Origin of the sequence: Hyphomicrobium sp., assembly GCF_041674905.1 — a bacterium.
In the GTDB taxonomy this organism is placed as follows: Bacteria; Pseudomonadota; Alphaproteobacteria; order Rhizobiales; family Hyphomicrobiaceae; genus Hyphomicrobium_B.
Genome location: NZ_JBAYUV010000011.1, coordinates 59,131 through 73,460, shown reverse-complemented (window position 1 = coordinate 73,460; position 14,330 = coordinate 59,131). Strand labels below are relative to the sequence as shown.

General features: G+C 59.7%; 11 protein-coding genes. 4 read left to right on the top strand and 7 right to left on the bottom strand.

What is annotated here, in order from left to right; all coding sequences use genetic code 11:
* Positions 1-190: 190 nt before the first annotated feature.
* The 6 genes from WC026_RS06855 to WC026_RS06830 all read right to left on the bottom strand — a co-directional run bounded on the left by WC026_RS06855 (position 191) and on the right by WC026_RS06830 (position 8,130).
* The gene (locus WC026_RS06855) at positions 191-3,424 is read right to left on the bottom strand and encodes an efflux RND transporter permease subunit (protein ID WP_372710086.1); all 3,234 of its coding nucleotides are present in this window, start codon (positions 3,422-3,424) and stop codon (positions 191-193) included.
* A gap of 13 nt (positions 3,425-3,437) precedes the next feature.
* Complete coding sequence (locus WC026_RS06850) at positions 3,438-4,760, bottom strand: efflux RND transporter periplasmic adaptor subunit (protein ID WP_372710085.1); 1,323 nt, start codon at positions 4,758-4,760, stop codon at positions 3,438-3,440.
* A 655-nt stretch (positions 4,761-5,415) separates the two neighbouring features.
* A complete protein-coding gene (locus WC026_RS06845) occupies positions 5,416-5,895 on the bottom strand; it encodes a hypothetical protein (protein WP_372710084.1) in 480 nt (159 codons plus the stop codon).
* On the bottom strand, positions 5,892-6,623 hold the full coding sequence (locus tag WC026_RS06840) for a tetratricopeptide repeat protein (RefSeq protein WP_372710083.1): 732 nt from the start codon (positions 6,621-6,623) through the stop codon (positions 5,892-5,894). The genes WC026_RS06845 and WC026_RS06840 overlap by 4 nt, the downstream gene beginning before the upstream one ends.
* A gap of 67 nt (positions 6,624-6,690) precedes the next feature.
* On the bottom strand, positions 6,691-7,095 hold the full coding sequence (locus WC026_RS06835; RefSeq protein WP_372710082.1) for a hypothetical protein: 405 nt from the start codon (positions 7,093-7,095) through the stop codon (positions 6,691-6,693).
* Between the two features lie 102 nt (positions 7,096-7,197).
* Entirely contained in the window at positions 7,198-8,130 is a 933-nt protein-coding gene (locus WC026_RS06830) for a cation diffusion facilitator family transporter (protein ID WP_372710081.1), read from the bottom strand.
* 68 nt (positions 8,131-8,198) lie between these two features.
* Between WC026_RS06830 and WC026_RS06825 the strand changes: the two genes are divergently transcribed.
* From WC026_RS06825 to WC026_RS06815, 3 genes are all read left to right on the top strand, one after another.
* Entirely contained in the window at positions 8,199-8,624 is a 426-nt protein-coding gene (locus WC026_RS06825; RefSeq protein ID WP_372710080.1) for a helix-turn-helix domain-containing protein, read from the top strand.
* Positions 8,625-8,742: 118 nt separating this feature from the next.
* The gene (locus tag WC026_RS06820; RefSeq protein WP_372710079.1) at positions 8,743-10,026 is read left to right on the top strand and encodes a PepSY-associated TM helix domain-containing protein; all 1,284 of its coding nucleotides are present in this window, start codon (positions 8,743-8,745) and stop codon (positions 10,024-10,026) included.
* A 111-nt stretch (positions 10,027-10,137) separates the two neighbouring features.
* Positions 10,138-12,465 (top strand): TonB-dependent siderophore receptor, encoded by a 2,328-nt coding sequence (locus tag WC026_RS06815; RefSeq protein WP_372710078.1) that lies wholly within the window; start codon positions 10,138-10,140, stop codon positions 12,463-12,465.
* Positions 12,466-12,515: 50 nt separating this feature from the next.
* On the opposite strand, the gene WC026_RS06810 is transcribed toward WC026_RS06815, so the two are convergent.
* On the bottom strand, positions 12,516-13,427 hold the full coding sequence (locus WC026_RS06810) for a ketopantoate reductase family protein (protein WP_372710077.1): 912 nt from the start codon (positions 13,425-13,427) through the stop codon (positions 12,516-12,518).
* 109 nt (positions 13,428-13,536) lie between these two features.
* On the opposite strand from WC026_RS06810, the gene WC026_RS06805 reads away from it, so the two are divergent.
* Complete coding sequence (locus tag WC026_RS06805; protein ID WP_372710076.1) at positions 13,537-14,253, top strand: hypothetical protein; 717 nt, start codon at positions 13,537-13,539, stop codon at positions 14,251-14,253.
* The last annotated feature ends 77 nt before the right edge of the window (positions 14,254-14,330 follow it).

Below are 14,330 nucleotides of genomic sequence, written 5' to 3'. Positions count from 1 at the left end.
AAGATAAACCCTCTAGTCACTAGAGGAGCAAGGGCTCGATGACGACCTCGAGTAAACAAGCGATGAGCTCCGCACAAAAATCATACGGTCAGAGTGGTCTCCACGAAGACCCTCAGCAATGCATACTGGCAGAAGCCCATAAAGGCGCAGCGCTGGCGTAGCCGCGCATGAACATGTTCCGTCAAACGACCTAAGCGAATGCCTCGGGGCTCCTGGACAGGTCCGTGTGGCTTTCGACCGGTCTGCTCCTGCTTCCGAACCTGACGCACAGCGCCGGGAGGATAAGAAGCGTCAGGACCGTAGCGCTCGCCAGGCCGCCGATCACAACCGTAGCCAATGGCTTCTGCACCTCCGCACCGGTGCCGGTCGACAGTGCCATCGGCACAAATCCAAGAGAGGCCACCAACGCGGTCATCACCACGGGTCGAAGTCTGGTGACAGCGCCCACGAAGATGGCGCGCCTCCGCGTGAACCCTTGCTCAAGCAACTGATTGATGCTGGTCATCATCACCAGACCGTTGAGGACCGCGACCCCCGATAGCGCGATGAATCCCACGGCGGCCGATACGGAGAATGGCATGTCTCGCAACCACAGAGCGATGATGCCGCCCGTCAGGGCAAGCGGAACGGCGGAAAACACCAGCAGCGCGTCCCGTGGCGAACCGAGCGCAGAGTAGAGCAGCAGGAAGATCAGAAAGAAACAGGCGGGCACCACGACCAGCATGCGCTGGCGGGCAGACGCCAGGTTTTCGAACTGGCCGCCCCAGGCAACGAAGTATCCGGCCGGCAATTCAACCTGCTCGTTCACCTTCGCCTGTGCTTCCGCCACCACCGAAGCGATGTCGCGACCCCGCACGTTGGCCGTGACCACCACGCGTCGCTTTCCGTTCTCACGGCTGATCTGGTTAGGACCTTCCGTGAAGTTGAAGCTTGCGACCTGCTCCAGCAGGACCGAGGAGGTACGACCGTTGCGGTCTTGAGGCAGCGGGACAGGCAGGTGCTTGAGGTCCTCGAGATCTTCCCGCACACCGTCCGACAGCCTCACGACGATCGGATAGCGACGGTCACCCTCGAATACCACCCCAGCCTCTCGGCCGCCTATGGCGGCGCCTATGACATCCTGCACGGCCATCATACTGAGGCCCAGCCGCGCGATCTCCTCCTGGTTGAGTGCGATCTCGAGGAACGGCAGTCCCGACGCCTGTTCCACGCTGATATCCGTTGCGCCTTCCGTGCCCCGGAGGATCGACGCGACCTGGTTCGCCGCGCGAAGCATGGGCTCGAACTCTTCGCCAAAGATCTTGACCGCGAGGTCACCTCTCGCTCCCGCCAGAAGCTCATTGAATCGCATCTGGATCGGCTGCGAGAACACAAGATTGTTTCCCGGCTGCTTCTCGATAGCCGATTGGATTTTCTGGACCAGGGCGTCTCTGCTGAGCGTGGGGTCAGGCCATTCCTCGGCGGGTTTAAGGATGATGAAGGTGTCCGAAGCGTTGGGCGGCATGGGATCGGACGCGACCTCCGCCGTGCCGGTTTTGGAGTATATGAATCCGACTTCCGGAAAGCGGCTAACCACCTTCTCCAGCTCGATTTGCATTTGCTGCGATTGGGCCAGCGAGGCGCTCGGGATGCGGATAGCCTGCATGGCAAGGTTCTTCTCGTCGAGGGTTGGAATGAACTCCTGCCCGAGCTTGGAGAGTAGGAAACCCGACAGCACCAACAATGACACGGCCCCACCGATGAACACCACAGGACGCAGCAGCGCCCTCCGCAACAGGGGCTCGTACACCCGCTTGCATGCGCGAACCAAAACATTCTCGCTCTCCCGGACGCGCCCTGAAAGCGCAATCGCGATGGCAGCAGGAACGAAGGTCAGGGAAAGCACAAAAGCCGCTATCAGCGCGATGATCACCGTCAGCGCCATTGGCTCGAACATCTTTCCTTCTACTCCGGTGAAGGTCAGCAACGGAACGTAAACAAGGATGATGATGGCCTGCCCGTAGACGGAGGGCTTGATCATCTCCTCGGCGGAGATAACCACTGTCTGCAATCGCTCTTGCAGCGTCAGCCTCCGCCGAAGGTCGTGCTGGTGCTCCGCCAGGCGCCGCAACGTGTTCTCTGCGATGATGACCGCCCCATCCACGATCAGACCGAAATCGAGCGCGCCAAGGCTCATGAGATTCGCGCTGATCTTTCCCTGGACCATCCCGGTCATTGTCAGGAGCATGGCGAGGGGGATGACCAGCGCGGTGATAAGTGCCGCGCGAATGTTCCCGAGCAGCAGGAAGAGGACGACGATGACCAACAAGGCGCCTTCGGCCAGGTTCTTGCTCACGGTCGCGACCGTGGCATCGACCAGAAGCGTGCGGTCAAGCACGGTCTGCGCCTCAATGCCCGGGGGAAGGCTCCGCCTGATCTCCTGCATCTTCGCGTCTACAGCCGCTGAGACCGTGCGGCTATTGCCCCCGATCAGCATCAGCGCGGTCCCGACCACGACCTCTTGGCCGTTTTCGCTGGCGCTGCCGGTTCTCACTTCGCGCCCGATGCCGACCTTGCCGATATCTTTGATGCGGATGGCAACGCCCTCGCGACTCGCAACGACCACGTTGGCGATTTGCTCCAGACTCGTGAGCCGTCCCGTGCTGATGACCGCGTAGCCTTCGCCGTTGCGCTCGACGTAGCCCGCCCCTCGATTGACGTTATTGCGCTCGAGCGCCTGCGCCACATCTGCAAATGAGAGATTGAGCGCCGTCAGACGTGAGGGATCCGGCTGAACCAGATATTGCTTTTGGAAACCGCCGATGACGTCGACGCCGGCCACGCCCGGCACGGTGATCAGTTGCGGGCGGATGATCCAGTCTTGCACTGTTCGCAAGTAAGCCGCGCGTTCGACCTCGGTGGTGAGCTTCTCGCCTTCCGACGTTACAAAGCTGCCGTCGCGCTGCGGACCCGGCTTGCCGTCATCCGATGCTCTAGAATCGGCCCCGTACTTTACTGCCCACATGTAGATTTCACCAAGGCCGGTCGATATCGGCCCGAGCTTCGGCGTGGCACCTTCGGGCAAGCTCTCTTCCGCAACCCGCAACCTTTCGCCCACTTGCTGCCGGGCGAAGTAGATGTCGGTCTTCTCCGAGAAAACCGCTGTCACCTGCGAAAAACCGTTGCGCGACAATGACCGTGTGTATTCCAGGCCCGAGATGCCCGCGAGTGCGTTCTCGATCGGAAAGGTGATCTGCTTTTCGATGTCGATGGGCGAAAGCGCAGCCGCAACGGTGTTAATCTGCACCTGATTGTTAGTGATGTCGGGCACCGCATCGATGGAAAGTTTCTTCAGGGCGTAAACGCCGTATGCAGCTGCGGCGAGCGTCAGCATCACCACCAGCCAACGCTGGTGAACGGAAAAGGCGAGCAATCGGGCAATCATCTTCTGTCCTCAATCAATGATCATGCTCGGCTTCGGATTTCCCGAGCTCGGCCTTAAGCAGGAAGGTGTTGGCAATCGCGACAAACTCTCCGGCCTTGAGGCCCGATGTGATCGCGACGGACTTCCCATCATCGTGGCCAACCGTGACCGGGCGGACCTCGAAACCTTCGTTGGTCCGAACGAAGACACGACTTTGCCCTTTGATGTTTTGAATGGCAGTTTTGGGAATAGCCACGTCAGCTTTCGTGTCCCCGACCATCACCTCGGCCGTGACAAACGAACCAGGCCGCCAGACGCCCTCCTGGTTGTCGACCGAGGCCACCACGCGGGCGGATCGGGTGTCCTGATTGAGCATCGGGCTGGTGAAGATGATTTCACCATCGGTGGTCCGAGGGACACCGCTGGCTTCAATCGTCAGACGCTGACCTTCCCTGATCTGAGGGAGGTCCTGGGTTGAGACGGTGAGTTCAACCCAGACCCGCGCTAAATCCGTGATGGCATACAGCTCATGTGCCTGGCCTTCGCCGCCCATCGGGGTGCCGATGTCAACCAGCTGTTCGACTATGCGACCGCCGATGGGCGCCTTGATTTCGTAGCGCTCCAAAGCGGTGGCCGATTGTTTCGCGTCCGACAACCGGGCAACCGCATCCTCGCTTACCCCTAAGGCGGAGAGCTTTTGCCGGGCGACGTCACGGCGGACGAGAGTCTCCTGGTAGGTGGCTTCCGCGCGTAAGAGACGCTGCTCCGAAGACACCTGTTTTTCGAAAAGCGTCTTCTCACGCTGGTAAAGCGTGTCCTGGAGTCGAAAATTTACCAGAGCTGCGATGTATTCACTTTTGGCGTCGGCAACCTCGCGACTGTCGAGTATCGCGATCACTTCTCCGGCCGAGACGTGGTCACCAAGACGCTTTTTCAGTTCAACGACTGTCCCGACCACTTTCGAGGGCACGCGGCCGACGCGATTGCGATCCGGTATGATGGTGCCCGGCACGCGCAATCGCTTCCGGATGAGGCCCGCCCCCGCAGGTCTCACGTCTATCTTCGAACTTGCGACCTGCTCGGAGGCCATGCGGACGTTGCCGTCCTCGTCATCGTGACCGCCACCTTGGTACGGTTCAGCGTGTGCATCATGATTCTCTGCCTGCGGCTTGCTGGCAGAATGCTCCGTCTGAGTCTCGCCGTGACCAACATCTGCCACAGCGGGTGGCGACATCCACGGGAGGTTTATGGAAATGAACAGCCCGCGAAAATCTGGGCCGCTCGTCATTGTGGCAGCCGCAACCCCGCCACCTAAAATGCCGATGGTCAAACCGGCGGCAATACCGAGTCGGTTCATGATGAAGTGTCCAAATGTGGTGACGCTACTTGCGGCTCTCGCCGCGCGTCGGTGAAAAGAAATCCGGGCAGCGCACATACGAGCTTGGCAGTCGCCTACGGACGGAGTCCTTACGAAGCTCGGGCAACACCGTTCAGCCGTGGCCGTAGGAGCGTCTGCTGCCGCACCCGGGCTCGCCTCTGAGGCAGGGTCTGTTTTCCTCGACCTCCCCCTGGTGTGGTGTGTCCGTATTCGGCGGCCAGTTCTGCGGAAGCCGGTCTTGCTTGTGGCAGTACGTTCGTCGCGGAAGGTTGTGGCAGTGCCGATAGGGATGGGCATCGGCCACACGCACGGCCGACGCTGTCGCCCCATTCTCGGGCATGCGGTGCTCTGCGGCGACTGGCATAGCCATTGACGTCGTGACTGCGAGGGCAAACGTCGTGATCAGCAGCGGGTGACGAGTGGGACGAAGACGGGTGTTCTGATGCATTGTACAGTCCTAATGATTGAATTTCGACTTGCAGGATGGCTGCGACACCGCGAGAAGCTCACCCATCAGGCGCTGCGTCGCGCTTGTCGGGCGGGCGGCGTGATGGCCGCAAGAATTGCGAAGGGAAGGGCAGGCGGCAGCGCGGACGACGATCAATCGACAGCAACACGCAGCCTGGGGTGACTGCTAGTTCAGCAGCACGACCGTCCGTCGAGCTATCAGTCCGGGATCCGCAAATGTCTTTTGATGCGGCCGAAGAGCAAGGGACAAAGCGGCCTGCTGCGCCGGCGGAGGCTTTACCGTGATCAGCGCCAGGGTTGGCATCATCGGCGGCAAATGCCTCTGTGAGGCAATCTTGCTGCTTGGCTTTAAAACCTCGACGAAGAGCAGGTGATCAATGCAGAAGAGGCTGCCGGGTTGGACCACGGTGACCGCAGCGTGCAGCTTTGCGGGGAACGAAGCCGAAGGAAGCGTATGCGCAACGTTGCCGGCATGGGTGAACTCGATGGCATGATGGCCATCTTGCGCCACGCAGTGACGTAGCGCCCCGGCCATTGCCGCCGAACCGGTGAGGATCGACAGCATCAGCGCGACGATGCAGCGGAAAACCAGGCTCTCGCGGGCTCTGCTTGGACGAGTGACGCGTTCTAAGCGAAGCAAGCTCATTCCCCCATCAAGGCGAGGCCGGCCCGCGCACGCGCGCTGCCCGGATCAATTGCCAGCGCGCGCTTGAAATCGGCACGGGCAGCGTCCGCTTGGCCCTGGCTCAAGAAAGCGTAACCACGCTCGGCGAGCGCAGGCGCCAACCGTTCATCCAACCCGAGGGCTCTGTTGAAGTAGGCGACGGCCAGTCGAGCCTCACCAATTCGCAAGTGTGCGGCTCCCCTGTAGAACAGCACCGCCGGGTCGTTCGGCCTCAGCTCTTCGGCGCGTGTAAGATCAGCGATAGCCTCGGCGTGACGACCTTGTCCGAGGTAGACACGCGCGCGATGTACCAGCGCCACATGGAGTTCCGGCAGCAACGTGAGAGCCGCCGTGAAATCAATGACTGCTCCTGCGGAGTCACCGGAACGTTTGCGCGCTAAACCCCTGTTGAACAGCACTCGGCCATCGCGCGGCTTCAGGCGTAACAAATCGGAATACGATTTGATCGCTTCCCCATACTCTCGGCGCTCGAAAGCCGCCTTACCCTTCTCGGCCAATCTCTGGGCAGTTTGGTCGAGCCGTTCCTCGTCGGTGCTCAGATAGTCCTTTTCCAATGCGATGGCGACGGGGCCGGTGATGCACACTCCAGCGCCAAGCGTCGCAAAAAAGTATTTCAGGTAAATGCGGCTGCCGCTAAGCCGGGCACAACCGGAGCCCGTAGCGCACCGCGATACGACGGCAAGCGTCATCCGAGGTCTCCAACGATTCAGAAAAAGCAAATGCAGCTGCCACGAAGGCGCTCTGCTCTGCTTTGCTCTAAATTTGGAGAACGATGGTGCGGCGTTCCCGCAAGCCGGGAGGAGATCCAGGGGAAGAGTTGCGTCGGCCGTCAACCGGTGGGCCGAATGAACTCAGCCCTGGCCTTTCGAGGCTCAGGTGCGGCTGTTCCCCGCCCGCCCTGTGCGACGTGGGCCGATGCTCTTCCTGCTTGGAAAGTGTCCCATGGTCGAACTGGAAATCGCTGCAGGGTTGGCTCTGCGCATCCTGGTGGGCCGAATTGACGAATGCGCGATGGCTTGTCGAGGCCAGGTTATGTACCCGCCCGACTTCGATCACCGCGCCGTGGGCGTCGCTCACGCACACGATTACTGGCAGCCCTGCCACCGCCATGGTCAGCAGAACCGTCGAAGTCAGCAGATATCTCAGAATCTTCGTCAGCATTCGTCTCTAGGTAACTTCAGAACCGGCCGTTTTTACGGCACATGAAACTCGAGAACGCTTACAGCCATCATAAGTTGCACGCGCGCAACGGCACATGCCCACTCACACGACGTGATCCGGGGCGAGGGCGCACGCTGTAGCTTCGTCCGTCTCGATCTGAATCGTCGCATGACCGATGCCGAAGTCATGCTCGAGTTCGTGACAGATCTCCACCAGCACGGCGTCGCCCGGATGTCCTGAGGGCATCACCAAATGAACGGTCAGGGCAACGTCGGTCGTGCTCATCGACCAGATATGCAGGTCGTGGAGTGCTTTCACGCCCTCCACGCTTTGGAGATAAGCGTGCACCCCGGCCGCATCAACGGCGGGTGGCACCGCGCTGAGCGACATGGCGACACTGTCTCGCAACAGACTCCAAGTTCCCCATACGATGATCGCGACAATGATGAGGCTCACCACCGGATCGAGCCAAACCCAGCCCGTATAAAGGATGACCACACCGGAAACGACCACACCCGCAGAAACAGCGGCATCAGCCGCCATGTGCAGGAACGCACCCCGGATGTTGATGTCCCCTTTGGCGCCGGAAGCAAACAGCCACGCGGTGAAGCCGTTGATCAGGATACCGACCGTCGCCACCACCATCACTGTCTTGGCATCAAGCGGTTGCGGCGAGTCCAGCCTCTGCAGGGCTTCCCACGCTATCGCGCCGAGCGCGAGCAGCAGGAATACCGCGTTGAAAAGCGCGGCGAGGATCGAGGAGCCGCGAAGTCCGTAGGTGTACCTTTGGCTTGGCGGCCGTTTGACCAGCACGCTCGCGATCCAGGCGGCGGCCAGACCCAGCACGTCGGAAAGGTTATGGCCCGCATCCGCGACCAAGGCGACCGAATTGCTGACATAACCGTACCCGCCTTCGATGATGACGAAGGCCACGTTCAACGCAATGCCGAGAGCAAAAGCGGTGCCGAACTCGGCTGGGGCATGCGAATGACTGTGCCCGCCATGGTTATGGTCGTGATTGTGTACATGAGCCATGTCGTGCGCGGTCCTTGCCTTATTCGCTCCCTCGGTACATCCGCTAGTGACTAGAGGAGCAAGCTTTTATGTTGGAAACGATTCCAATCGGCGGACTGTCACGCAAAACCGGCGTCAAAGTACCCACCATTCGCTATTACGAAAGCGTGGGCCTGTTGCCGGCGCCGCCGCGCACCGACGGCAACCGGAGGCTCTACGACGCCAAGGCAATCGACCGGCTCCGCTTCATCCGGCACGCGCGGGAACTCGGATTCGAGCTCGACGCCATTCGCGAACTCCTGAATCTCGCCCAGCAGCCGCAGCGCTCCTGCGCAAAGGTCGATGCGCTTGCGCGCGAACACCTGCACGCCATCAGCAGCCGCATTGAACGCCTCACGGCGCTGAAGACCGAGGTTGAGAGCATGATCAAAGCTTGCGCGAAAGGCCGCATCGCCAAGTGCCGGATCATCGATGTGCTTTCGCACCACGAGCATTGTGTCCACGACAAGCATTGAGAATGCAGCACGTTGGAGGCAGGTCTGCTAGCCGCGCGATCATCCAAGTGACTTTTTAACTCGACATTCATTACTTTTCGGGTCAACAAGCCGCGACGAGCATGTTGGGTGGAGTGTCATGCGCTATCTTCTGGTTCTCGTTCACCGCTGGGTTGGCCTCAGCATCGCCGGATTTCTCGTTCTCGCCGGCGCGACCGGCGCGGTGATCAGCTGGGATCACGAACTCGATGAGCTGCTGAACCCGCACCTCATCTTCGCGCCCACAGTCGGTTCACCGCAATCCGCGCTGACGCTTAAGGATTCCGTCGAATCCAGGGACCCACGCCGACAGGTGACATACCTTCCGATCGCGACCGAGCCCGGCCATTCGCTGCAGATGTATATGGAGGGCCGGCCTGATCCGCAGACGGGTGCACCCTATGAGCTCGGCTATAACCAGCTCTTCGTCGATCCGGTGAGTGGAAACGAGCTTGGCTCCCGCAATTGGGGCGCGGCCTGGCCCATCACCCGGGAGACCTTGGTCTCGTTTCTCTACAAGCTTCATTATACGCTCCATCTTCCTCCGATGTGGGGCGTTCAGGATTGGGGTACCTGGCTCATGGGCGGCGTGGCGCTGCTCTGGACGCTCGATAGCTTCGTCGGCTTCTATCTCACTCTTCCAACAGCCCGCAAATCCGGCCACGTCCGGGCTCCTGCGGTGGCACGCAGGCTTGCGCGTGGCTGGTGGTCACGATGGAGGCCCGCGTGGATCGTGAAAACAACCGGCACCGGCTATCGCATTGCTGTCGACATCCATCGGGCACTTGGCCTCTGGGCCTGGTGCGCCTTGCTCGTCATGGCATTTACCGGCTTCTCGCTCAGTCTCTTCCGGCCGGTGTTCCTGCCCGTTGTCGAGCTGATCTCCACCACCACACCATCGCCCATCGCTGTCCGCGCGCCTGTACCCGCCACCCAGCGGACCCGAACGCTTGTCGACTTCGCACGTATTTTACAGCTTGCGAGCGCCAACCAGGACGAGTCGGGCATCACCGCCCCGGTCGGAGCCATAGGTTACATCCGTGATTTCGCAACTTACCGCGTCTCGTATTTCAGGCCCGGCGAGGAGCATGGCACTGGCGGCGCCGGCGTGCCGGAAACCTATTGGGATGCGTCGAATGGAGCTTATTTGGGAATGACCACACCGTGGAGCGGCACAGCCGCCGACCTGTTCGTGCAATCGCAGCTCCCAGTGCATTCCGGTCGGATCCTTGGTGTTCCGGGCCGGATCATCATCTCCCTTATGGGGGCGTTGGTTGCGGTGCTTGCCACCACCGGCGTGCTGATCTGGTGGCGTAAATACAAAGCCCGCAGTCTTCGTGATGCACGTCGTGTTTCCGCCGAGGGGACGCATGCTGCTGGATGATCGGTTGCGAGAATACAACATCGAAGACGACAGTCCGTCGAACGGCGATCAAAACTTGACTCATTAAGTACACTTATGCCCCTCTTCGGGTCGTGCTTTGGGGGAGCGGTGATGGGTATTTCTCGAATGAAGGCGCTGGCGATTGCGGCCATGTTGGCTCCTGCTCCCGAGGCTGCTGCGCAGAGCAGCCCCTCCAACGATCCAGCAGCCAGTTCCGCGACGGACACCATCCCGGCACCAGCTGCATCGCCCACGCCGCAGAATGGCGTTACGCTCCCGCCCGTGACGGTGACAGCGGCGCCGCAGCGGCCGAAACAGTCGGCGAAGCCACGCAAAACAAAAGCTGCACCGCCCAGCGCTGCAAGCTCCCCCGGCGGCGCTGCCCATCGCGCTGCTCAGGAAGGAGCGGCTTCCGCAACCGAGGATCCGAAAGGACCGGGCGCAGGGATCATCGCGTCGCGCACGACCTCGGGCAGCAAGACAGACACGCCCATCATGGAAATCCCGCAGGGCATCAGCGTGGTCACCGCCGAGCAGATACAGGATATGGGCGCAACCTCGGTGGTGGAGGCTACCCGTTACGCGCCAGGCATCCGCTCCGAAACCTTCGGCAGCGACACACGCAACGATTGGTTTCTTGTGCGCGGCTTTTCCGCCCAAGAGACCGGGTACTATCTTGACGGTCTGCAGCTTTTCTCCACCGCATTCGCAACCTGGCGATTGGAGCCGTGGGGATTGGACCGGATTGAAATCCTCAGGGGACCATCTTCGGTTCTTTACGGTGGTGGCAATCCTGGCGGCCTGATCAACGCAGTAAGCAAGCGTCCCGGCCCCGGCCGCGACAACGCGATTTCCACCGGCATCGACGAATTCGGGAATGCGTATGCTGCCACGGATCTGAATGGTCAGCTCGGAAGCAGCGGCGAGTTCTTCTACCGGCTGAACATGCTTGGCCGCGTTGGCGGAACACAGGTTGATGACGTCGACAATGACCGCTTCTTTATTGCGCCAAGCCTCCTTTGGAGGCCGAACGCCGATACCAGCGTTGTCTTCCTCTCGTCTTATCAACGGGACAAAACCGCCATTCAAAACTTCCTGCCCTACGAAGGCACGGCGGTCGATGCACCTTTCGGAAGAATCCCCACCTCACTCGACACGAACAACCCTGACTATGGCTCGTTCAAGCGTGAGCAGGCGATGGTCGGTTATGAGTTCGAGCACCGGCTGAACGAAACCGTGTCGCTCCGGCAGAACTTTCGCTACAGCCACCTCGAGGTCGATCTCCTCGGGCTCTACGGTCAGGGCTACGCGGCCCCGCCAACGGCGACCTCGGGGATTATCTCGCGCGGAAACTTTATCACAGCGCCGATCGCGGACGAGTTCGCCGTCGATAACCAGGCTGAATTCCGCGTCGAAACAGGTCCCCTGTTTCACAAAATTCTTGCTGGCGTCGACTACAAGAACTACCGCATCGCCGACGATCAGGGATTTGAATTCCGCTTCGCTGACCTCGATGTGGTCCATCCGGTCTATCCACCTAACCCCGCACCGCCCTCAAGCCGGTATCTTCTGGCCACAACGGTCCAGCAGCAACTTGGCTTCTACTTGCAAGACCAGGTGAAAATCGAAAAACTCACGCTGGCGCTGTCTGGGCGCCACGATTGGGTCAACACCGATCGTGACGACAAGCTGGTTCCAGCCCAAAGCGTGAATGTAGGTGATGGCGCTTATACCGGGAGGGCGGGCGCAATCTACAACTTCGACAATGGGCTTGCGCCGTACATTGCGTACTCGACCTCGTTCAATCCGCTGGTAGGTCTTAATGCCACCACAGGCACGCTTCTCGAGCCGGAAACAGGAAAAGGCTGGGAAGGTGGCGTGAAGTGGGAGCCGAAATGGCTCGACGGACGCATCACGCTTTCCTATTTCGACATCGACCGGTCAAACGTGCCCTCCACCAATCCGCTTGACTTTTCCGTTCGACAAATCGGCGCCCAGAACTCACACGGTTTCGAATACGAGGGCATCGCCACGTTGATGCCCGGACTTAACCTGATCAGCTCGTACACGATCTACGACCTCACCACGCTGGCCGATACCGACCCTTCCGCAATCGGCAAAGTTCCGATCGGCATACCCGAGCAGTTTGGCGGCGTGGCTCTAGACTACACGCTGCAGAGCGGCGCGCTTAAAGGCTTCGGCTTCGGTGCCGGCGTTCGCTACAACGGACGCTCGTATGCTGACGCGGCAAACACCCTGCGCGTCCCGTCGTATACGCTTTTCGATTTGGGGCTGCATTACGAGAGCGGCGGCTGGCGGACGGCGTTGAACGTCACCAACCTCATGGACGACGCCTTTGTGAGCTCATGCTCGGGTCCGACTGCATGCTTCTATGGCGAAAGACGAAGGGCTCTGGTGAGCACGACATACAGGTGGTGAATGAGCTGCGCCGCACCTTCTGAACGACCGAACATTGCCACGCGGCGCTTCTACGCAGCACGGCCATAACTCGGCGGATATGCTCCGTAATAGGCACGCATGAACGTGGGTGCGTTTACAGCGGTGTCTTGCGAGTGCCGAACCATAACCATCAAGTCGTGTTGAGCTTCGGTGACAGCATTCGAACTTGGACTTCCAAACGCATTTGGCAAGCAGGACGAGTGTCGCTGAAACCGGTTGCGATATTCTCGCACTTGAGACTCATCCAGGCGCAGGTGCAGGGAAGCAGCAACTCGACTCGCCTCATAGAGGAGATCGGAGAGAAGCGATTTACGTCTCGCAAATGACAGTCTCTCTGCTGCGTCAGCGGAGACGATCTTAAGGAACGCGGCCCCGATTGCGCTGAACATGAACCTGCAAAAGATGTGAGCGCGTATGTCTGAACTCCGTTTGACTTCGAAGCCGGCGTCATCGAACACCCGAGATAGTTGCTCCAGCGCTACGCCTGAGGCGCAAGTCAGGCCACCCAAGCGCAATACTGGGCGCTCGCTCGTTTGCCGAACCGTCCCGTCCGGTCGCATCGCGATATCGACCTCTGCTACGGCGCCTAGCGGAATTCCAGTTCCATCCTCCACCAGCGTCTCAAGCCGGATCAGATCGAATGCGAGCGGCAAAATAAGTGTTTTGTCTGTAATTGCTGGGCTTGCGGCCGCCAACGCGAACGATGCGACATGGGCGCGTGTCGCGAGAACAACGAGATCAACGGGCTCGATCTGGCTGAAACGTCGCGTCCTTATCAGGTGTCGCGAATTGAAATCGCGATCATTGATCACGATCCCGTGCCGTCCGATTTCAGATACTCGCTCCGAGTTGCCTATTATGCTGACGCCGACACCGGCATGAAGGAGCCGGCTCGCCACAAAACTAGCTAAACCGCCCGCGCCTACTACAAGAACGTTCATCCTGAATCCTCCTAGGCAAGCGTTCACTTTATGTTCTTTTTAATCCCTGTCAACATCCCTGGATCTCGAAGGCCTCCCCCAGCGAACCGGGCATCCATTTGAGGATCTGATGAAGTCGCAGTCGTTGCTGACAAATAATGGATCCATTCAACACCCCATCGAGGCCCGGTCGTTGCCTGTTATGGTATGTGAACAATTAGGTAGAGTCGGCGGGATACAGCTGCCGGATGTCCTGATCGAACGCCTCAACCATTTGCGGTTTTCATGGTCTGAACGCCACGCCATGGCGCGCGCGGATTATGGACAGACCGTACTGGTCCTGGAGGCGCTCCATCGCCTTGCAACTCCGACTCGTGTCGAAGAGTTCGTCGTGCTCGGTGCCCAGCTTGCGCCTATCGATGACGACAGCAATCCAGAGGAAGCGTTCGCGCGCTTTGTGCTCGCTCGCAATTTCGGAGTCTGGAACGACGCAGAATGGCGAGCCCAACTGTTGTCTGGTGCAATTAGAATCGCTGACGTTCGTGAATTTCTGCGCACGCAAATAAACGATCTGCATGACACGTATGGAAGGATCAAAGGAGGTGAAAGAAATCACGACTTGGGATGGGTGCTGTTCGAACTTGCTCAGATCTACGACGCTGCTGGAGGGAAGGTCACCGCCTATTGGGGTATACGCCCAAAAGGGCACGAAGAAGTCGGTCAGTGGCATACCGACAGTCGATTCGTTCGATTTTGCCTAATCTTTCTCGAACATCTCAATCCGCTTCCCATGGACGTCGATGTCGGAGGCCTGATACGCCGCTCCCTTGGGGGACTGAAGAAATAAAAATCACATTTTTTCGTGACTGGGACGGGGTGGAGCGCTCACGGGCATTATCCGGCACATCGATCAAGGCTGGAAGT

Excerpts from the sequence above, each read along its gene's own strand:
- WC026_RS06815 (WP_372710078.1), top strand. The coding sequence starts at position 10,138 with ATGGGTATTTCTCGAATGAAGGCGCTGGCGATTGCGGCCATGTTGGCT.
- WC026_RS06820 (WP_372710079.1), top strand. The coding sequence starts at position 8,743 with ATGCGCTATCTTCTGGTTCTCGTTCACCGCTGGGTTGGCCTCAGCATC.
- WC026_RS06825 (WP_372710080.1), top strand. The coding sequence starts at position 8,199 with ATGTTGGAAACGATTCCAATCGGCGGACTGTCACGCAAAACCGGCGTC.
- WC026_RS06845 (WP_372710084.1), bottom strand. The coding sequence starts at position 5,895 with ATGAGCTTGCTTCGCTTAGAACGCGTCACTCGTCCAAGCAGAGCCCGC.
- WC026_RS06835 (WP_372710082.1), bottom strand. The coding sequence starts at position 7,095 with ATGCTGACGAAGATTCTGAGATATCTGCTGACTTCGACGGTTCTGCTG.
- WC026_RS06810 (WP_372710077.1), bottom strand. The coding sequence starts at position 13,427 with ATGAACGTTCTTGTAGTAGGCGCGGGCGGTTTAGCTAGTTTTGTGGCG.
- WC026_RS06805 (WP_372710076.1), top strand. The coding sequence starts at position 13,537 with ATGAAGTCGCAGTCGTTGCTGACAAATAATGGATCCATTCAACACCCC.
- WC026_RS06840 (WP_372710083.1), bottom strand. The coding sequence starts at position 6,623 with ATGACGCTTGCCGTCGTATCGCGGTGCGCTACGGGCTCCGGTTGTGCC.
- WC026_RS06855 (WP_372710086.1), bottom strand. The coding sequence starts at position 3,424 with ATGATTGCCCGATTGCTCGCCTTTTCCGTTCACCAGCGTTGGCTGGTG.
- WC026_RS06830 (WP_372710081.1), bottom strand. The coding sequence starts at position 8,130 with ATGGCTCATGTACACAATCACGACCATAACCATGGCGGGCACAGTCAT.
- WC026_RS06850 (WP_372710085.1), bottom strand. The coding sequence starts at position 4,760 with ATGAACCGACTCGGTATTGCCGCCGGTTTGACCATCGGCATTTTAGGT.